This window comes from Natronolimnobius baerhuensis (genome assembly GCF_002177135.1).
Classification (GTDB): Archaea; Halobacteriota; Halobacteria; order Halobacteriales; family Natrialbaceae; genus Natronolimnobius; species Natronolimnobius baerhuensis.
Window position 1 is genome coordinate 52409 of sequence record NZ_MWPH01000002.1, and the last position, 19612, is coordinate 72020.

At 58.8% G+C, this 19612-nt stretch carries 17 protein-coding genes; 3 read left to right on the plus strand and 14 right to left on the minus strand.

All coding sequences use genetic code 11. The annotated features are described in order from the left end of the window. Positions 1-7 precede the first annotated feature (7 nt). From B2G88_RS06480 to B2G88_RS06490, 3 genes are all read left to right on the plus strand, one after another. A complete protein-coding gene (locus B2G88_RS06480) occupies positions 8-784 on the plus strand; it encodes an ABC transporter ATP-binding protein (RefSeq protein ID WP_087714330.1) in 777 nt (258 codons plus the stop codon). Then, positions 785-1489, plus strand: coding sequence for an ABC transporter ATP-binding protein (locus tag B2G88_RS06485; RefSeq protein WP_054862514.1), 705 nt, complete (start codon positions 785-787; stop codon positions 1487-1489). It begins immediately after the preceding gene. A 574-nt stretch (positions 1490-2063) separates the two neighbouring features. Beyond that, positions 2064-2822 carry an IclR family transcriptional regulator gene (locus tag B2G88_RS06490; protein ID WP_054862515.1) on the plus strand — a complete coding sequence of 253 codons (759 nt, stop codon included), beginning with the start codon at positions 2064-2066 and terminating at the stop codon, positions 2820-2822. A gap of 40 nt (positions 2823-2862) precedes the next feature. On the opposite strand, the gene B2G88_RS06495 is transcribed toward B2G88_RS06490, so the two are convergent. From B2G88_RS06495 to B2G88_RS06560, 14 genes are all read right to left on the minus strand, one after another. After that, positions 2863-3270, minus strand: a complete 408-nt coding sequence (locus B2G88_RS06495; RefSeq protein ID WP_054862516.1) for a universal stress protein — start codon at positions 3268-3270, stop codon at positions 2863-2865. Between the two features lie 164 nt (positions 3271-3434). Beyond that, positions 3435-4670 carry an FAD-dependent monooxygenase gene (locus B2G88_RS06500; protein ID WP_087714331.1) on the minus strand — a complete coding sequence of 412 codons (1236 nt, stop codon included), beginning with the start codon at positions 4668-4670 and terminating at the stop codon, positions 3435-3437. Between the two features lie 513 nt (positions 4671-5183). After that, positions 5184-7223: a hypothetical protein gene (locus tag B2G88_RS06505; protein ID WP_087714332.1), complete on the minus strand. Its 2040-nt coding sequence runs from the start codon at positions 7221-7223 to the stop codon at positions 5184-5186. A 77-nt stretch (positions 7224-7300) separates the two neighbouring features. Then, entirely contained in the window at positions 7301-8722 is a 1422-nt protein-coding gene (locus tag B2G88_RS06510; RefSeq protein ID WP_087714333.1) for a flippase, read from the minus strand. Beyond that, positions 8709-9956 carry a glycosyltransferase family 4 protein gene (locus B2G88_RS06515; protein ID WP_176393191.1) on the minus strand — a complete coding sequence of 416 codons (1248 nt, stop codon included), beginning with the start codon at positions 9954-9956 and terminating at the stop codon, positions 8709-8711. The genes B2G88_RS06510 and B2G88_RS06515 overlap by 14 nt, the downstream gene beginning before the upstream one ends. Beyond that, positions 9949-11172, minus strand: coding sequence for a glycosyltransferase family 4 protein (locus B2G88_RS06520; RefSeq protein ID WP_054862521.1), 1224 nt, complete (start codon positions 11170-11172; stop codon positions 9949-9951). Before B2G88_RS06520 ends, B2G88_RS06515 begins: the two co-directional genes overlap by 8 nt. After that, positions 11169-12230, minus strand: coding sequence for a prenyltransferase/squalene oxidase repeat-containing protein (locus B2G88_RS06525; RefSeq protein ID WP_245835321.1), 1062 nt, complete (start codon positions 12228-12230; stop codon positions 11169-11171). Before B2G88_RS06525 ends, B2G88_RS06520 begins: the two co-directional genes overlap by 4 nt. A gap of 127 nt (positions 12231-12357) precedes the next feature. Continuing rightward, positions 12358-13428, minus strand: coding sequence for a non-hydrolyzing UDP-N-acetylglucosamine 2-epimerase (wecB, locus tag B2G88_RS06530; RefSeq protein ID WP_087714337.1), 1071 nt, complete (start codon positions 13426-13428; stop codon positions 12358-12360). Next, positions 13425-14468 (minus strand): DUF354 domain-containing protein, encoded by a 1044-nt coding sequence (locus tag B2G88_RS06535; protein ID WP_054862522.1) that lies wholly within the window; start codon positions 14466-14468, stop codon positions 13425-13427. Before B2G88_RS06535 ends, wecB begins: the two co-directional genes overlap by 4 nt. Further along, positions 14465-15544, minus strand: a complete 1080-nt coding sequence (locus tag B2G88_RS06540; RefSeq protein WP_087714925.1) for a glycosyltransferase family 2 protein — start codon at positions 15542-15544, stop codon at positions 14465-14467. The genes B2G88_RS06535 and B2G88_RS06540 overlap by 4 nt, the downstream gene beginning before the upstream one ends. Next, on the minus strand, positions 15537-16940 hold the full coding sequence (locus B2G88_RS06545; RefSeq protein WP_054862523.1) for a nucleotide sugar dehydrogenase: 1404 nt from the start codon (positions 16938-16940) through the stop codon (positions 15537-15539). The genes B2G88_RS06540 and B2G88_RS06545 overlap by 8 nt, the downstream gene beginning before the upstream one ends. Continuing rightward, a complete protein-coding gene (locus B2G88_RS06550; protein ID WP_054862524.1) occupies positions 16933-17919 on the minus strand; it encodes a Gfo/Idh/MocA family protein in 987 nt (328 codons plus the stop codon). Before B2G88_RS06550 ends, B2G88_RS06545 begins: the two co-directional genes overlap by 8 nt. Positions 17920-17946: 27 nt before the next feature. After that, positions 17947-19032 (minus strand): DegT/DnrJ/EryC1/StrS family aminotransferase, encoded by a 1086-nt coding sequence (locus B2G88_RS06555; protein WP_087714338.1) that lies wholly within the window; start codon positions 19030-19032, stop codon positions 17947-17949. Further along, positions 19029-19577, minus strand: a complete 549-nt coding sequence (locus tag B2G88_RS06560; RefSeq protein WP_054862525.1) for an acyltransferase — start codon at positions 19575-19577, stop codon at positions 19029-19031. The genes B2G88_RS06555 and B2G88_RS06560 overlap by 4 nt, the downstream gene beginning before the upstream one ends. Between the last annotated feature and the right edge of the window lie 35 nt (positions 19578-19612).

The following is a 19612-nucleotide window of genomic DNA, read 5'->3' on the forward strand; positions in this document are numbered from 1 at the left end:
CGTACTAATGAGTACTCATTCAACACAGTCGACCGGCGACGAGGGACAGACGGACGACGTTCTCCGACTCGAGGACGTCACGAAACAGTTCGGGAACGTCACTGCGGTAGATAACCTCTCGTTTGCCGTTCGTGAGGGGGAAATCCTCGGATTCATCGGTCCGAACGGCGCTGGCAAATCGACCACGTTCGACTGCGTCTCAGGGACGATGGCACCAACAGACGGAACAATCTACTATCGCGGCGAGGACGTAACCGGACGGCCACAACACGAACTCGTCAAAGCGGGGATCGCACGGACGTACCAGACGTTCCGACCGCTGAACGATAGAACCGTCCTCGAGAACGTCGCGCTCTCACAGGTTCCCGACTCGCTGTTCTCGCGTTCGGACTTTCGCGCCGATACTGAAGAACAGACACGGGAAATCTGCGAACGGGTCGGCCTTGGTGACGTCACGTCCCAGATGCCCGATGAACTCCCTCACGCGGGACTGCTCCGACTCGAGATCGGGCGCGCGCTTGGGACGGAACCGGACCTACTGCTGGTCGATGAGCCGTTTGCCGGGCTCACGACGGAGGAGATCGAACGCACCGCCGACCTGTTCACCTCGCTTCGTGACGATGGCATGACGCTGGTCGTAATCGATCACAACATGCACGGCCTGCTCGAACTCGTCGACCGCGTCATCGTCATCTCGTTCGGCGAGAAGATTGCTGCGGGGACACCGGCAGAGATCCGAAACGATCCGACCGTTCAGGAGGCGTACCTCGGAGGTGAGTTGTAGATGACTGACTCACTGCTTTCGGTGTCGGACCTCACGGTTTCGTACGGCAAGGTGACGGCACTCAAGGGTATCGACATCGACGTCAAATCGGGCGAGACCATCGGTGTGATCGGTCCAAACGGTGCCGGCAAGTCGACGCTCGTCGATGCGATCAGCGGCTTTCTCGACTACGAGGGCTCGATCACCTATCGCGGCCAGGAGATTGCCGGGTCGTCGACGCAAACGCTCGTCGAAAACGGCCTGTTCTACTGCACCGAGCGCCGAGACCTGTTTGGCCAGATGAGCGTCGAACAGAACCTCCGACTCGGCTCGTACCTGAACAATGGCGGCGAGGATGAGCGTCTCGCAGAAGTCTTCGAGCTCTTTCCGCGCTTAGAGGAACGCCGATCTCAGGAAGCCGAAAGCCTGAGTGGCGGCGAACAGCAGATGCTCTCACTTGGGAGAGGGCTGATGAGCGATCCTGATTTCTTGATTTTGGACGAACCGTCTATCGGGCTCGCTCCAGTCGTCCTCGAGGACATCAGCGAAGCGCTGACTGCCATCACCGAACTTGACGTGACGGTGTTGCTCTGCGAGCAGAACATCACGTTCGCGCTCGAACACGCCGACCGGCTTTACCTCCTCGAGAACGGTGCGGTCCGTCGCTCTGGAGCGACCGAGTCGCTCCAATCCGACGAGTTCGTCGAATCCTATATCGGGGGCTAAGCGAGCCGGAACTGGCATCAATTTTGCAGATTACTGTTTTGAGTGGCAGAACCGATGATGTTCGTATTCGTCTATTACTAGTAGACACGTTGATTTTCGAACTATTCGTTTGGTGGCGCACTCTCTCTGTGCTGACCGGTGAGGATGGGGCCCTCGCGTGTTGCAAGTACGCAATTATAGTGACAACTGCAACTGGTTACACCTGATCGCACAGTAGCTGTTTGACAGGTGTACAGTGACTTACAGTGGCTACTATAGGCGTGTGTATCAGCTTGGTTCATTTACGGTGATCCCTGGGGCAGCAGTCTATAATTGTCTATCGTGAAGTCCGTCTACTATTCTTGGCCACACGATCCCCGTTGATTTGGAGGCGCACTAGTTAGGTTCGTATTGGTCGCCGAGAGAATTACACCAGTACGTTCGTAATAATTTTCCGGAGACACGCGTATCTGGCAGGCAATAGGCGTCTAACTATCATAGACAGAGCAAATACCGACTGGTTCTGTGTGCAGAATTAGAAATTGCGTCTAACAGTATCGGACGGTTTATCACTGTCGACAATGATGGTTCGTCCATGACCGACGGCACACCCCCGATGAATTCGGTGTTGCGTGCGTTCGACGTACTGAACGTACTCTGGGAGGTCAACGGGGCGGGCCCCTCAGAGGTTGCGGCACAGATGGACGTTCCGAAGAGCACGGCCCACGTCTATTTGCGGACGCTGCGAGAGACCGGCTACGTCGTTAACGACGGTGGCGAGTACCAGCTCAGTCACCGTTTTCTGACCACAGGCTCGCGGATTAAACACCGAAATAGCCTCTTTCAGGCCGCAGAAGCGAATCTCCAAGAGCTTGCGATGGAAACAGGCGAACTCGTGACGCTCGTGATCGAGGAGAACGGCCGCTCAGTTATCCTCCACATCGAGTCAGGAAATCGCTCACTCGAGCTTGGCATCTACTCGGGAATGATCACCCCGCTACACTCGAACGCGACAGGGAAGGTCATCCTCGCACACCTCTCATCTGATCGGACCGACGAAATCATCGACGAGGGACTCGAGCGACGGACCGAGGAGACAATCACCGACGAGGAGACGCTCCGTGCGGAACTGGAAACAGTCCGAGAGCAAGGATACGCAGTTGACTGGGACCAGCAGGTCAAAGGAATGGGACTGATCGGCGCGCCGATCAGTATCAACGGTCAGCTCAAGGGCTCGGCCGGCGTGGTCTGTCCGACCGGACGCATCAAAGACGAAACGTACCAGCACGAACTCCTGCAAAAACTTGAAGGAATGGTTGACTCGATCACGATAAAGTACCGATACGGAACGTGAGGGACACACGAGCGTGAGTTGACCGCCAAAGGCGCACTCGCTACTCGTCCGGCGCGTCCCCTTCATTCGCGACGAGGACGGGGCGCTCCGTATTGAGGATCACATCTTGCGTGACGCTCCCGAACAGTGCCTTCCCAGCAGGAGATCGTTTCCGGCCGGCCAAACAGATGAGATCGACGTCGTGTGTCACCGCGTAGTCACGGATCTCCGTGGCTGGGTCGCCGCTTCGCTCCTCGAGTTGGTAGTCGATTCCGTGGTCGGAAAGGGCGCGTTTGACGGTCTTCGCTGATCCCAGCTTCTGGATCGTCGCGCCGGACGGATTATCGGTGAAGACGTGGACCACGTGTATTCGCACCGAACTGGAGTCAACCGGAATGTCAACGATTGCCTCGACTTGGGAACGGGCGCGCGATTTGGAGTCATCTATCGCGAGCAGTATCTCGTACATATACCACGGTACGTGAACACCTATCATAAAACTGCAGGGTCTTCCCATCGCCCGGTAAGAGAGGACACAGTCTCAGACAGATTTTCGAGTTCCCATCGTGCTCCGAAAAACTGCAGTTCGACCGCGTTCGAACACGACCGACAAGACCGCGTCAAGCCCAGTCGCTAGTAGTTTCCAGTCGAGACGATTGGCGGTGACCCATGGGGCCCGTACGGAGCGTCGTCAAGCCACTCACCCGCAGTCTCGAACTGGTCTGCCAATGAGGCGGCGACTTCCTTCCGGAGAACGGTTACCGGATCCTCACCTTGGAGATACTCGAGGGCCTGTCCGGCGGCGTCGAGATTATACTCGGCGGCCGTCTCGCGTCGGGCAGCGTACAACTCAATCTCGTCGCGGGCAACAGCGTCCCGTCGAGCGTCGAGCGCCACCGAAATCGCTGACGCGGCCTCGTCGGCGTCTGCAACACCGGAGTTCATCCCACGAGCACCAAACGGTGCCAGCAAGTGCGCTGCTTCACCGGCCAGCAGCACACGTCGGTGGTCGTCGATGAACGAATCCGCCATTACCTGTAAGAAGTAGTACGAGGAGACCCACTGCAACTGATCCTCGTACTCCTCACCCATGATATCGCAGACGAATTCACGCATCCGCTCGTCGCTGCTGAGTTCTTCGGGGTCGTCGTCCTCGAGACACTGAATGTCCAATCGCCAGCCGCCAGTGAAGGGAACGAGCAACACGTTGCGGCCGTCGGCCTCGGGCGCATCGTAGTGAAACACTCGCTCGAGGTCCGGGTGGTCGTCGTCAATCGCTTCGTCCACAACGTCGGCGATGAGGAAGGCGTTCTCGGACTGATCGCCCTCGAAGTTCGCACCGATTTCCTTCCGAACTGTCGAGCCGCCGCCGTCGGCACCGACGACATACTCGGTTTCCCACTCCTGCCCGTCGGCGGTTTCGACGCGGACACCGTTGGACGAAGAGTCAACGGTGACGACCTCGGACTCCCAGTGGATGTCGATTCCAACGTCCGCAAGCGCATCGAGCATATATTGTTCGGTGGTGACCTGCGGGACACTGGTAAAGTGCGGAATGTCGCCTGACCCACCCGGCGAGTCATACGTTCGGTTGAACACTTCCGTCCCCTTGTACAACGTTCGTCGGGTTGGCCAGACGAGTCCTTCGTCGACGAGGTCGGTTCCGAGTCCTGGATGGATCCGCTCGAGCGTCCGGAGCGTCGTCCCGTGGACGTAAATCGCGCGGCTCCCAGAGCGGTCTCGGTCTTCCGGCTCCGCCTCGAGAATCGTCGTTTCGATGCCGCGTGCGTGCAATGCGAGTGCCGTCGTCATTCCGACAGGTCCAGCACCCGCTACAAGTACCGGCACATTGGCTGTATCACTGCCCATGAGACGGGGTAACAGGGCACTACGCTATAATATTTGTGGTTGTGGTGTACAAACAGCTGTGTTGCTAATCGGAGACGGTATCATAGAAACTAGATTGGAAAAAGCGTGGCCCACTCCAAGTTTGGTGAGTAGTAGCCCACGGTACCACCGAGACGTTCACAACAGACCCGGCTGGGTGAGTTGCGAACGACACGAAACGTGCACGAGACAGATACACGATCAGTAGAGCTGTATGATATTTTTCGTAGTATATCAGCAATCACTACTGAAATAGTGCACCGAGTTGGAGGGGATCCAGTGCCGAACCAGTTCCGCTCTGTCACTGTGTGGTCGGTACCTGTAACGCGCTGTCTTCGAACCGCGATCTATCCAACTCCGCATAATCGAGGACGGCCACATCGCGTGTGGTTTTCTCACACTCAAAATCGCTATAGCTGAGTAATCATCACTTTGGATATACTACTACGTAACTATCATTCCACATTTTGTGTCGTGAAAGGTATATGTGTCCGATTACGCTCCGTCTCCAGTCTGACTATAGATGCCGACTGTCGAACCAGAGTCGTATACTTTGTCGTTTCGCTCAATGATTGCGTCCGTCTGGTCACCGTCGCGGAAGTTACCGAGCGAGTCTCGGTAGGTCGGTTCCAGTACAAACTCGTTCGACGGTGGATAGTATATTTTCAATCCGCGCTCATTCAACTCTTCGACCCTGAACAGGTAGACGTCGCCTGTCCCGGTCACGTTCTCGGTTGTCTCATCCCGAGGTATCAGCGTTCCCGTGTCATCAGCCTCGAGGATATGCGCTGACGAATTCTCGACGGTGGTCGAGAGGTATCGATGGGAGACGTAATCAACGAACACGTAGTTGGGGCTGAACTCGTCGACGTTCTCAAGGGTCGTTGTCTCCTCGGTTGTCAGATAGGGCGTATGGGTTTCGGACATCGCAATGGGGTTGTCACCAACAACATAGATATTGCCAACAGAAAAAAACGGGATCGTGAACAGGAGGACGAGGAGTACCAGTAGCGTTCCTTTCGAGCCCAACCGACCGATGATGGCGTAACAGCCAACAGCGCTGGAACATGCGAGGAAAATATATGTGTACTGACTCCAGCGGTCGAAATTCAACGTCGTGGTCAGATCTGGTACGAGCAACGAAAGGCCTGGAACCGACAGCGGAATCAACACGAGCGCGGTTATCAACACCGGATAGTACCGAATTTGTTCGGACCGGAATCCCTCGAGCGCGCCGAACACCGTAAGAAAGAGCAACACTGCGTACGCGCCGTTGTTGAACAGGTCGGCAGCAGCGGTGGACAGACTGAACTCCTCGCTGACCGTCGCCGAGGACGCAACGTCGCCATCGGGGCTGATGCTGTCCTCGAGAATGCCGACAAATGTTTCGACCACTCCCGGCGTCATGTAGATCCAATAAAATGCTGTGATGAGGACGAGAATCGCGATGAAACTCCAGTTAAAGTCGAACTCGTACTGGTGAAAGAGGGAGATGAATACGCCGTAGAGACACAGCACCGCCAGAACAAACGGTGGGGAGGCGGGGTGAAACAGAACGAGTGCTGTGGTCAAAACCGCCAAGAGCCCGAACCACCGCCACTTGAGACGGACGTGGCAGGTGAATAGGAAGGCCGCAAAGAGAACGGAGACGATGCTCCGTGGCGTCGCATACATGCCATAGTAGACAATGATCGGGTTGAGACTGACGAAGACGCCACTGAGGAGCGAGATCGAATCGTCGCGGATGATCCGTTTAACAATGCAGTACACGGCCGTCGGGAGGAGACAAAAGAGCAGGCCACTCACCAGTACCATTACTCGGTGCGTAGAGAGCACGCCATCGAACACCATGTGTACGAACGCAATGACGAAATGCCAGAGCGGGTACGGCTCGTACACATCCATCACCTCACTCGAGTGGCCTGTCTCGACAATGTGGTGCGCCCATTCAGCGTGGAGAATGAGATCAGTCCCACCGACGAAGTAGTGGTACTTCATCGTCATTGTGAGAATCACATTGCCAAGGAAGAGCCCTGCCTCGAGGAGGACGAGCCACCGGTGCGTGCGCGTTGTAGCGGCCAACGATTGGATGAGGATCACCGTCCCCATCGCGGAGGCAACGATGACATAGACGAGTGGCCGCGTCTCGGCGACGACCGCAACGACGACGCTGATCGAATACAGGATCACGTAGCACTTCCCAAGCCGGATCACGTCGAACGCGTCCGCGCCCGGTAACCTGAACGGGACCAGTCGGTCCTCGACACCCGATGCCGAGAGCCGGTCGCCGGCCTGTCGGTCGAACTCGAGCGGCCGTACGGTCCGACCCCATTGCTTCTCGAGTAGCCAGTACGCGAGTGGGGCGGCGATCAACGGAATGGTAATAAACGAACTGACGACGAGAAACTGGAGATCGTCTGTGACGAGCGTATAGAGGATGATGCCGATGCCGATGAACGGTGTGATATACTGGAGAAGGAGGTAGCTGACCACCGTGATTGACGTCTCGTAGCTCGACGCTGTCGGCCCCGACATCTGGTCTTGGTATCTCGACTCTCAATGGTGAAAAACTCGACACCCCGAAATGCTCAATTATGATCTGAAATAAGATGTTACAGCAATGTATTCGCAAATCGAACGACCTGCGTTCGTAGCGACTCAGAGAGCGAGATGAGCCCAACGTAGATGACGATACCCAGGACGACGAGAAGCAGGACGCCCATTCCTCCTGTCTCGGTTGTGTGCTTACCGACAAAAACGACCAGTCCCATGACCAGCGTTGCGACCGCGGTCCACCCAACGTCGGTCCAGACGAACTCGACGGTGATCGTCCTCGAGAGGTAATAGTAGTATCCAATCGTCGAAAGTGCAGTTGCCGTGGCCGTCGCCGCGGCAGCGCCGCTGATCCCGACGCGCGGAATCAGGATGACGTTTAACACGATATTGAAGACGACGAGGACGCTGATGATTCGTGAGACGTACTGGGGACGGTCCTGACCCATGAGCGTTCGGCGAAAGATCACGGAGTAGGATTCGAATAGTTTGTCCACCATGAGTATCACGAGCGCGACTTGTGCGGCGACGAACGGTGCACCGAACAGCAACCGCAGGAGATCGTCAGCGAGGACGACAATCCCCATCACTGCCGGCAGGACGAAAATCGTCGATATCGAAATAGAGTCAGCGACTAACGCACGAACACGGTCGGTATCGCCCGCAGACGTGAGTGCGCTGACTTCGGGGAAGATCGCGGTCTCGATTGATTGTGCGAGCGTCCCGACGATTGAGGCCAGCCGCCAGGCCACCTCATACAACCCGACCGCTTCGGCACCAAGAAAGAGTCCGATGATAGCGGTGTCCATCCAGTTGTACACCTGCCCGCCAACGGAGGCGATGACATTGTGTCTCGCGTATCCGAGCAGCGACGTCGCCGCGGCTGGATCAGGTCTCGACGGGACGGTCGACGCTCGGACGACGGCACAGACGAAGACGACGACGTAGCTGGCCACATACGCATAGATTAGCCCGCTGGCAGCATAGCCGGCCGTGATAAACAGGAGTCCACCGCCTGCCCAGACGAGTTTCTGGAGGAACTCAATCAAGGCCGTCTCGCCGATCCGAAACTCCGCACGCAGAAGGCGCAAAAACGTATCCCCGAACTCGTACGCACAGATTCCAAGCCAGAGCAACACGGCGACATCAGCGCCGACGTAGCCGGCGATCGGCTCGCGGACGACGAGCACAACGGGCAACAGCGCGAGTAGTGGTATGCACTTGATCGCGAGTCCGGTCGCAAGCATCGTTTCCGGACTCGTGCCCTCGCTGATCCGTTTCTCTATCGCGCCACGAATGCCGAAATCGACGACGATCGAGGTAAGGTTCACTAGCGTCTGGTAGAGAAAGAAGACGCCGATTTCGGTAGCACCAAGCTCCCGTGCGAAGATTGCAATCGCGACGAAGGAGACGAACGAACTCAGCGACCGACTCGCGAACAACTGCCCAATTGATCGCCCGGCAGTACTACTGGTACTCATCGACACCCGTGGCGGCAGCCGTCTCGAGGACGGTTGCAAGCGTTCTGGTCAACCGCTTCCGGGAGAACGTCGCTCGAGTCCGGTCATCGCCAAGTGTCGGTGGCTGCTGATCGAGAATCTGTCGTATCGTCTCCTGAATCGCATCGGCTCGATTCGCACAGATGTACCCGTTCTCGAACGCAGAGACGACATCGACCAGCGCGCCCGTCTGCTGTCCGACAGCCAGAATCGGCAGATTACACCCAATGTAGTCGAAGACCTTCGTCGTCAGTTCGGTCTCGTCCCCACCGCTGACGACCAGTCCGAGGTCCGTTTGCGACAGTTCCGCTACCAACTCGTCTCGGTCGACGTAGCCGGCGAACCGGACAATCGACTCGAGGTCCAACTCGGTGACGAGGTTGACGAGGCGGTTTTCCGGCCGTCCGAAATGCACAAAGCGGACGTCTTGTCCGTCATCGAGGAGGGCACGAAGCGCCGTTACGAACGGTTCCGGATCGCGGTACGACGAGAATTTTCCGGCGTACGCGATGGTCACTGGCCCGTCAATTCGTTCGCGCGATTCCCTCGTTTCGTCCTCGTCGGTATCAAACTCGTCAGGATCGAATCCGTTCGTGATCGTCTCGAACGTGTCCTCGAGTTCCGGATAGGCAGCCACGTATCGCCGTGTCATCGGTTCGGTGACGCAGCAAACTCGAGCAGCATTTCGGAGGACAGTCGGTTCGAAAATGTCCGCAAGTGCGGTTCGAAACACATCGGTTACGCCGCCGCTCGTATAGGGGTGGATCGACCAGGGATCACGGAGATCGACGATATAGGGGAGTCCGGTCATCCGCTTGAGCAGCGGCGCTGCAAGGAGTTGTGGAAAGGGAGGTGCAGTGTAGTAGACGATGTCGATATCGTGCGTATCAATCACTCGGATACCGGCCTGCACGACGGGCAAGATCCAGCGAAGCGCAAGGAGGTTGAACGACGGCGACGAGTCGCTGAGGAGGCGACGTTGCACGCGCGTGGTAAGTGTCCCGCCGAGGGGTTGTACGGGTCGAATCTCGGTGACGCCTCGTACATCGTCTCGAAACTCGTGGGCCACCGGTTCGAACTGGGCGTCCCTACTGGCGGTCAGCACCGACGGCGTCCAGCCATATTCGGGGAGATATTTGAGAAATTTCACGGTTCGGAAGACGCTCACGCCTCCGTGAGGCGGGAACGTATACGAGACGACCAGCACGTTATTCACGGCTATCGACCTCCGCATAGATTCGTTCGTACTGCGTGAGACACGTCTCCCAGGAAAACTCGTTCGCGAACGCGCGAATCCGACTCGAATCCCATTCGGCCGAGAGGGCTTCTCGAATCCCCTCGGTGAGTGCATCTACATCATCAGGGTCGACGCGGACACTGCAAATCCCATCGCCGGGGACGACCATTTCGGGCACGGCCGTTGTTCCAACGACGGGAACGCCACAGGCCATCGCCTCGAGGTAGACGATGCCGAACGATTCGGACCGACTCGGCAGGACGAACAGGTCGGCTGCCTCGTAGTACGGCCTGACGTCATCGACGATTCCTTCGAACGAAACGCGGTCAGCGATCCCCTGCTCTCGAGCGTACGACTGCACACAATCGCGTTCGGGACCGTCTCCAACGACAGTGAGGTGAACGTCATGCGTCTCGACAACGGCGGCAATCGCCTCGAGGAGCGCGTAGATCCCCTTTCGCTTCACTAAATTGCCGACAAACAGCAACTGGTGAGCAGCCGTCCCTGACGTACCGGTAGACGAGGACAGTGGCTGTGGCAGATCGGCCGTCACGTTCGAAAAGCGCGAGATATCGATCGGGTTGGGAACGACCCACTCATGTGGACAGGGCGAGAAGTGCTCGTGAAAGTCCTCGCGGACGTCCTGACTCACGTAAATCATGTTGTCGATGTACTGAACGTTCTTTGCTACGAGTGGATGGAACCGAGCGACCACCGCTGGCTCGGATTGCGTGATGGTATGCGTGCTGTGGACGGTGACGACGAGCGGTGGCGAGGACGCGGCCTCTCGAGCGGCGATGAGCGCCGGCGGGAACCGGACCTCGGCATGGTGGACATGGATCACGTCCGGTTCGAACCGCTGGATTACGTCGAGGCAGACGAACGAGTAGGCGACGTACCGCGCTCGAGCGCTCGCTGGAAAGTCGTCGAACCACGAGAAGAGTGTTCGCACGATTGGTATCGACCGGAGGTTTCGGCCGAGCGCCCGGAGGCCGTCTTGGGGCGAGACGCCGTATACGTCAACGCCGTCGATTCGAACAGGGTGTGATGACTGTGAGACGTTGTTTGCGAGCAGCGCGACCTCATGACCGTTTGCTGCCAGTTGCGCCGAGAGCTCCCAGGAGTGGGTAACGACGCCGCCTGCGCTCCGTCCGCCGATGTCCGGCGGCACGCCACCGAGTTGGAGGAGTCTCACGCTGACACCACACCGTCGGACGGAGTCGTAACAAGTTCGGTGAGACTGTACGCCATCCACGCCTGACACCATCGCATCAGGGTGAACCGCTTCGTGTAGTGCTTTCGCTGCTGGTAGTAGAACCGTCCGCCGCCAGCGTAGAGCGTATTGATGGCCCAGTCGGCGATCCGTCGGGCGAACGCTGGCTTGCCAGCGTACGCAAAGACGAGAATTCCCTGCGCGGCAGCGTGGATGTCGCGGGGGTAGGTAGATCGCTCATCCCAGTTCGGGGCGCCCGACGACTCGTACAGGCTGGTTCGGTAGAACTCGAGTGCACGGTCGACAGTGGCCGTAAATGCATCCGGGTCGATGACCGCTCGGTACCGGACGAACGACTCGATGATGAAGCCATTGTGGTAGTTATCCATCGAGACGTGCGAGGCGGACGGCGGGTCGCGGTACTTCCAGCCGCCGCTTGGGTGCTGGTTCGCCGCAACGTAGTGCAGGATCTGACGCGCAGTGTCGGCGTATGCTTCCGTCCCCGTCTGCTCGTACAGATCGACGAACAGCCGCGCGCCGAGAGCGTTCGCGTTGAGCGTGAACTGGTCGGTCGAACTCGTTGGTTTGTACGTCAGTCGCGCACCCGTCCCCAACTCCGTCTCGATAGTATGGTACTCGAGGTCAGTGTACACGAACTCGGCGGCCGACGTGGCGATCTGTTGGTACCGCGGAATACCCGACCGACACAACGAGCGAACCGCATACGACGTTGTCACGATGTCTGGCGTATTCGCTGGTGTCTTCGACTCGAGACTTTGTACCGGATGTCGGTGGCCGGCGCAGAATCCGGCGTATCCCTCGCGGCGCATGGAGCAGATCCAGTCGAGCAACTGCTGAGATTCGCTCCGGTACCGGTGGTCGGCGAGACAGTCGAACAGGTTCTGATACGCGACAGCGAAGAGACTCGCTCCCTTGATATTCCGTCGTTTGGGGACGAGAAACAGCGGACGGATGTTGATCGGCGCTCGCTTACAGCTCTCCTGGACGGCGATATTGAGCCATCGGTTCTCGACCGGCACCGCCTGAAGGAGCCTGCTGCTCAGTCCGTCTGCCTTGTCGTAGCCACTGTATTGTCGCCGTTTTGCGTACTGCAGGGCGTCCCTCGCGATCGATAGACGCTCTACATCGGTTCGTCTCAGTTCGGATTCAGTCGCGGTCGTCATTTTCGAGGATAGTGATGATCTTCTCTGCCGCACGGCCGTCACCGTAGAGTGACGGCGTGGACGTCGGCCAGGAGTCTGTCTCGAGCGCCGCGGTGAGTGCCTCTTGGTCGGCGCCGACGAGTCGATTCCACCCGCAGTCGACCGTCTCCTGCCACTCGGTTTCCTCGCGCAGCGTGATGCAGGGCGTCTCGAGGTAGAACGCCTCCTTTTGTACCCCGCCGGAGTCGGTGACGACGCGCTCGGCACCCTCGAGAAGGTGCACGAAATCGAGGTAGCCAACGGGATCGATGATCTCGAGGCCCCGGTTTGCAGCCTCCCACAGGCCGTACTCGCGCAGGGGCGCTTCCGTTCGCGGGTGCAGGGGAACGACGACCCGTTGGGGCGCAGCGACGAGGGCGTCGATAATAGTGGTCAGTCGACTCGGCGTCTCGGTGTTTTTCGGCCGGTGAATCGTACCCAGAACGTAATTGTCCTCCTCGAGCGCCGATTGCTCGAGGATCTCGCTTCGGTCCGCCGCCCGTTCTCGAGCCCAGCGGATAGCGTCGTATCCGACGTCGCCGACGACGTGGACGCCGTCAGTAATGCCTTCTCCTTCGAGCATCGTCTTTGCCAGGTCACTTGGTGCAAACAACAGATCGGAGACGTGATCCGTGAGGACCCGATTAATCTCTTCCGGCATCGACCGGTCGTGGCTCCGGAGCCCGGCTTCGACGTGGGCGATCGGATCGTCGAGCTTTGAAGCGGCAATCGCCCCTGCGAGCGTCGAGTTCGTATCGCCATAGAGGAGGACGATATCAGGCGATTCCTCGAGCAGGATCTCTTCGATACCCTCGATCATGGCTGCGGTCTGTCGACCGTGTGTATCGGAGCCGACGCCAAGGTTGTAGTCCGGATCCGGTATCGAGAGCTCGTCGAAGAACACCGCCGACAGGTCGTCGCTGTAGTGCTGGCCGGTGTGGACGAGAATTTCCTCGTGATCGGGCCGAAGGTGGCGAGAGACCGCGAACGCCTTGACGAACTGGGGCCGAGCACCGACAACGGAAACGAGTTTCATGCGCCACCCCCGACGTCGGCGATCTGCTCGAGCATATACTCGGTGACGTCGATCTTCTCCTCGACGAGCCGCGCTCGCTTCGCCGACCATGTCTCCTGTAAAGCAGGCAATTCACACAGGTCGCGGACGAGTTTGATCGTTTCGTCGGCGTCCGAGCGGGAGTACAGGAGCCCGTACTCGTCCTCGAGTTCGACGAAGTTGCTCATGTCGGCGTCGCCAGCGAACGTATTCGAACGAACCGCTGGCGTCCCGAGGACGGCGGCTTCAGTCGCCATCGTCTGCGAGTCGCCAACGTACAGGTCGGCGTAGTACAGCAAGTCGTGCATCCGTTCGGGCGGGATCGGCAGGCGGTACGAGTCGAACTCCTCGGGGAGCGGTCGCTCGCTGCTGATGTAGACCGCGCCGTACTCGTCGAGAACTGAGACGAGTTCGCGCTTGGCCTCGCTCGAGAGCCCGCGCTGTCCGATGTCGTGGTGTGCGCCCCAGGAGACGAACCGAACGACGGCGTACGGTTTCTCGGGTTCGACGCCGAACGCTCGGAGCGAATCTGGATCGGGACTGAACCGATCCGGATGGAGGTACGCGAGTTCGTGGTAGCCGTCGTACGTCCGGTGTTTGTCGCCGTAATCGACGCTGAAGTTCGTCGGCGTACAGAGGCGGTCGACGAACGGAAGCGTCAGCGACGACGCGAGCTTGACCGGTTCGCTGTCGTTGAACGCGATCACCGGACAGTCGAGCAGTCGCCCGGCGTGAGCGGTCGCGGGACTCATGACGCAGAGCGCGACGTCAGGGTCGAATCGCTTGACCAGTCGAATCGTTCGAACTTCGCGTGCCAGCCACTCGGAGAGCAACGAGAGCTTCCGAGTACCGATCCTCGAGATGGGGAGGTGGTCGATTTCGTCACTGTCGAGCAACTGGATCGTGACGTCTTTCTCCCGAGAGAGCACCAGCACCTCGTGGCCGTCCGCCTCGAGCGCGCGAATGGCGTGTTTAAACAGGTGGACGTGTGCGGGGTGGCTGACGTCGAACAGTACTTTCATCGCGTATCGAATTTCGGTGGTTGGTCGTCGATTCCGACCGATTCGGAATCGGATCGAGTCGTCTCGATCCGGAGCTCTTTGTCCTCGTTGTGCTCCATGTCGAACACCATCGCAAGCAGCATGAAGAGCCACCCCTGTGCGAACAACAGGATGCTCGAGGCCGCCTTGAGGTGGAGGTGGTCGTCGTGGTTGCTCGCCGCGTGGAGCGTTCGGAGACCGCTGAGTATGCCGCTCCCTGCCGTTGCCGCGCCGGCGTAGTACAACAGCGCAAGCGGGTGGAAGTCTCGGACCAGATACTTGGCCTGTAACCGCCAGAAGAAACTCGAGAGCAACATGAGAGAGACCTTTCGGATGTACCGCGGGTACATGATCCCCGACTGCTCGGTGGCGTATATCGCGGGAATTGCCACGTCGGCGACCCGCATCTCCTGGACGTTCAACTTCACCAAGAGATGGTTGCAGTAGCCGTAGTCCTCGTAGAGCCCTTCGATGTCGACCGCTTCGAGCGCGTCGCCGGAGATCGCCGTGTACCCATTCTGCGGGTCAGTCGTCTTCCAGTAGCCGCTGGCGATCTTCGTTAGCACGGAGAGGACCGTATTCCCGACGAAGCGCCACGTGGACATCCCCTGGCGGAACTCTCGAGAGAGTAATCGAGTGCCCTTCGCGTAGTCCACCCGATTCTCGACGACCGGATCCAGCAGCCGTTTGAGCACGAGCGGGTCCATCTGATCGTCACCGGCCATGACGGCGATGACATCGATATCGTCGTCGAGTGCCGCCATGTACCCGGTTTTGATCGCGGCTCCGACACCGCGGTTGTGTTCGTGTCGCATCGGTTGGATTCGTGGCTCGAGCGCGGCGTCGCCGTCGGTTTCCGCCGTCTGGTTGGTACGAGACGACCTCTCGTTGAGGCGCACAGCGTGGCGTGTGAGTTCACTCCACGTCTCATCGCTCGAGCCGTCGTCGACCACGTACGCTCGGTCAACGAACGACGGCAGTCGCTCGAGAACCGAGCCGATGAGCGCCCCTTCATCGTACGCTGGGATAACGACACCCACAGTGTGCGTTCTATACACCGCGATCACCTCCGACACCGATCGTGTACAGTCGGTGGCCAGCGTCGGTGATCTCAGCGACGTCGAGCGCGTCGCGTCCGTCGAGGACGAACAGTTGACCGCTCTCGCGCTCGAGTTCGTCCCACTGTATCGATTCGAACTCCTCGTGTGGCGTGACGACGACGACGGCGTCGAACAGTCGATCCTCGAGGTCGGCAAGAGAGAGTCGCTGAAGGTTGAACTCCCCGACGGATTCGAGCATCGGATCGACGCCGTACACCGACGCATCCTGTTCTGACAGCTGTTGGGCGAGAGCCAGCGACGGCGACGCTCGAATCTCTTCGACACCCGGCCGGTACGTAAGTCCCAGCAGGAGTATCGAGGCCTCCGAGATCGTCGTGCCTTCGGCCTCGAACTCCGCTCTAAGTTTCTCGACGACGAATCCTGGCATCGAATCGTTGACCGCTCGAGCGGTCTCGAGCAGCGGCGTCGGCGTTTCGAAGGGGGCGATTACGAAGTAGGGATAGAAGGGGATGCAGTGGCCGCCGACACCCGGGCCCGGCCGGTGGATGTCGCAGTAGGGCTGGGTGTTCGCGACCTCGATTGCCTCCAGAACGTCGATTCCCAACTCGTCCGCCATCGTCGCCAGCTCGTTCGCGAGCGCGATGTTGACGTCGCGGTAGAGTCCCTCGAACACCTTCACGGCTTCCGCGGTCGTCGCATCCGAGACGCAAAGTACGTCCGCATCCGTGAGTTCGCCGTAAATAAGCTCCGTCACGCGCCCGCTTTCGGCGTCGATACCGCCGACGACCTTCGGATACGCACCCCGGATATCCCTGAGTGCGCGCCCGCTCGAGGTTCGCTCGGGGCAGACAGCGAGTCCGAACTCACCGACCGACAGGCCGGATGTGGACTCGAGAGCGGGACGGACGCGTTCGGCCGTCGTTCTCGGCGGGACGGTGCACTCGATGATGACGATGTCACCCGCCTCGAGTCCCGAACCGATATCGTCGATGACAGCGTCGAGGATCGAGAGGTCGGGTTCGTGTTCGGCCGTGATCGGCGTCGGAACGATCACGACGTGGACGATGCCGTATTCGGCGGCCTCGAGCGGATCGGCCGTCGCCGAGAGCGCCCCGTTCGAGACGAGTTCCGCGACGAGTTCCGGGAGTCCCGGCTCCCCTTTGACGTGACAGTGACCCTCGTTGAGTTCTTCGACGACCGCAGGATCGACATCGGCCCCGAGGACGTTTTCGGTCGTCTTTGCGTACATTGCCGCGAGCGGGAGTCCCATCTTCCCGAGTCCGTAGACCGAAATTGGAACTGAACCGCTTTGCAGCGCCTCGATCTGGTGCTCGCTGGAGTGGTCCGAGTTGTACAGCGGCGTCGATTTGGTTCCGGGTCGGTGATTAGTCATCTGCGATCTGTGATGGTTCTGGAAGATCCGTTCCGATCTCGTCGATTTTCTGTGCGACCTCGAGCGCCCGGAGCCCGTCGCTGACGGTCACCTCCGGTATACTTTCCGAACTGACGGCGTCGAGAAACGACTCGAGTTCCCTTGCGAGTGGCTCTTCACCGTAAATTTGTGGCTGTTCGATGGTGCTCATCTCGCGATACAGCGCTCGCCCCTGATCTTCGAGATACTCCGGCATCGAATCTCGGTGAATATTGATCGACTGGTTGTTGTAGTCGAGTTTGACGAGGCACTCTTCGGCGGTGATATCGAGCGTTCGAGACGTTTGCTGTGTCAGCCGACTCGCCGTCAGCGATGCCATCATGCCCGAGTCGAACTCGAGCAGTCCCGTGGCGTGTTTGTTCCCGTAGACGCCCACGCTCTGGATTGTAGCCGGCATCTCGCCGAGCAGCATGAGGATGATGTCGATGTCGTGGATCATCAGGTCGATCACGGCACTGTCCGCGATGTAGCGGTCTGGTGGCGGGCCGAGACGCCTCGACGTGATATCGATCACGGTCAACTCGTCGAGAAACTCCTGGAGAGCGACGACCGCGGGATTGAAGCGCTCGACGTGTCCGACCTGGACGACTTCCGTCGATTCCTTCGCCTTCGTGAGGAGTTTGTACCCGACGTGGAGTTCGTCGACGACCGGTTTCTCGATCATGATCCCGATGTCCGTCTCGAGGCATTTGACCGCGAGATTGTAGTGATGAACCGTGGGAACGACGATAGAGGCAGCGTCGATGGAGTCAAGTAACTCCTCGAGGTCCAGTGCCTTCGTACTGTACTCGTTGGCGACCTCTTCGGCAAGCGACCGGTCATAGTCACAGATGCCGACGAGATTCGCGGACGGGAGGTTGTTGTATACTCGTGCGTGGTGTTGGCCCATTTTGCCGACGCCGATGACGCCGACATCGATTTGGGGAGTCTCTGTTGTCATTGATGTTCGTGGTGTAGGTGGTGCATCTCAGGTGAGGTACTGTGTGATCACCGTCGAGATTTGAGCGATTTCTGCGTCTGAAACCGAGGGGTGGACGGGAAGCGAGAGGACGTCCCGTGCCGCTTGCTCTGCTATGGGGGCGTCGGCGTCGATCTCGTCGTAGGCAGGCTGGTCGTGAATGCAGGTGGGATAGTAGACGCCGCTCCCGATATCGTGGTCGGCAAGGTGGTCCGCGAGGGCGGTGCGGTCGTGCGAGCGGACACGAACGGTGTACTGATGGAACGCGTGTTTCGCCGGTGGCGATTCGACCGGAAGCACGAGATCCGTGTCCGAGAGTCCGGCGGAGAGTCGGGTGGCATTTTCCCGACGCCGGTCGACGAACCCGGGCAGCCGCTCGAGTTGAACACGACCGATTGCCGCTGCAAGACTGGTCATACGAAAGTTATACCCGACGGTAGAGTGTTCGTAGGTGCCAGTTTGCTCGCGTCCGTGATTGATGAACTGCCGCACACGCTCTGCAAGTCGAGGTTGGTCCGTCAGGACGATTCCACCTTCTCCTGTCGTCATATTCTTTGTCGGATAGAACGAGAAGCACGCTGCGTCGCCGAACGTTCCGACGGGTTGGCCATCGTACCGTGCCCCGTGGGCCTGCGCTGCATCCTCGATGAGTGGAACCTCGAGGTCGTCGGCAAGTTCGACAAACGCGTCCATCTCTGCCGGGAGTCCGTAGAGGTGGACAACGATGATCGCATCAACCTGTGTTTCGGTCGCGACGTCTCTGGCAGAGTCGGGATCGAGGTTATACGTTGTCGGATCGATGTCCGCAAACACCGGTTCGGCACCGACGTGCTTGATTGCATTCGCAGTCGCAATGAACGAGAATGGTGTCGTGAGAACTCGATCACCGACACCGATTCCAAGGCTGGAAAGTGCTGCGTGGAGTGCAGTCGTCCCGTTCGACGTTGCGATGCCATGAGCAGTGTCACAGTACGCCGCGAATTCGCGCTCGAACTTGCGAACCTCGGGGCCGTCGGCGATTGTCCCGCTCCGGATGACGTCTCCAACCCGTGTAATCTCTGTCTCATCGAGAAGTGGCTGTGCGATAGTGATCATTCCATACGATTCTCTCCTTGCAGTTGGTCGGGAAGCGGTTCATGTGTGGCCGGCGCGCCAATCGCTAGACACTCCGCGGGAACGTCTCGCGTCACGATTGCACCAGCAGCGATGAACGAGCCCCGACCGACCGTCACCCCCGGCAGAATAGTTGCGTTCGCTCCGACCGAAACGTGGTCCTCGAGTGTCGGCCCGCGGAGATCTACCTCGGTACGTGTGGGCATCGGATCATTCGTCAGAACTGCGTTGGGCCCCATGAACACGTTGTCCCCAATGCTCGTGTTCGTTGGTATGTAGACGCCTGTCTGTAAGCGTACGTTCGATCCAATGTCGGTATTTCCGTCGATAACTGTGTTTGTACCGATGAGGGCGTTGTCTCCAAGGGTGGTGAACTCCCTGATAACTGCATTGTGACCTGTCTGTAGATCGTCACCGCCGACAACGTCGTTATAGATGACCGTACCGCTTCGAATCGTTGTATTATCTCCCAGAACTGGTTCGCGTGAGTCCGGGTCATATTCGTACCCAATTGTTGCCCCGTCCATGACATGCTTTCGGACACCACAATTCGATAAGAAGT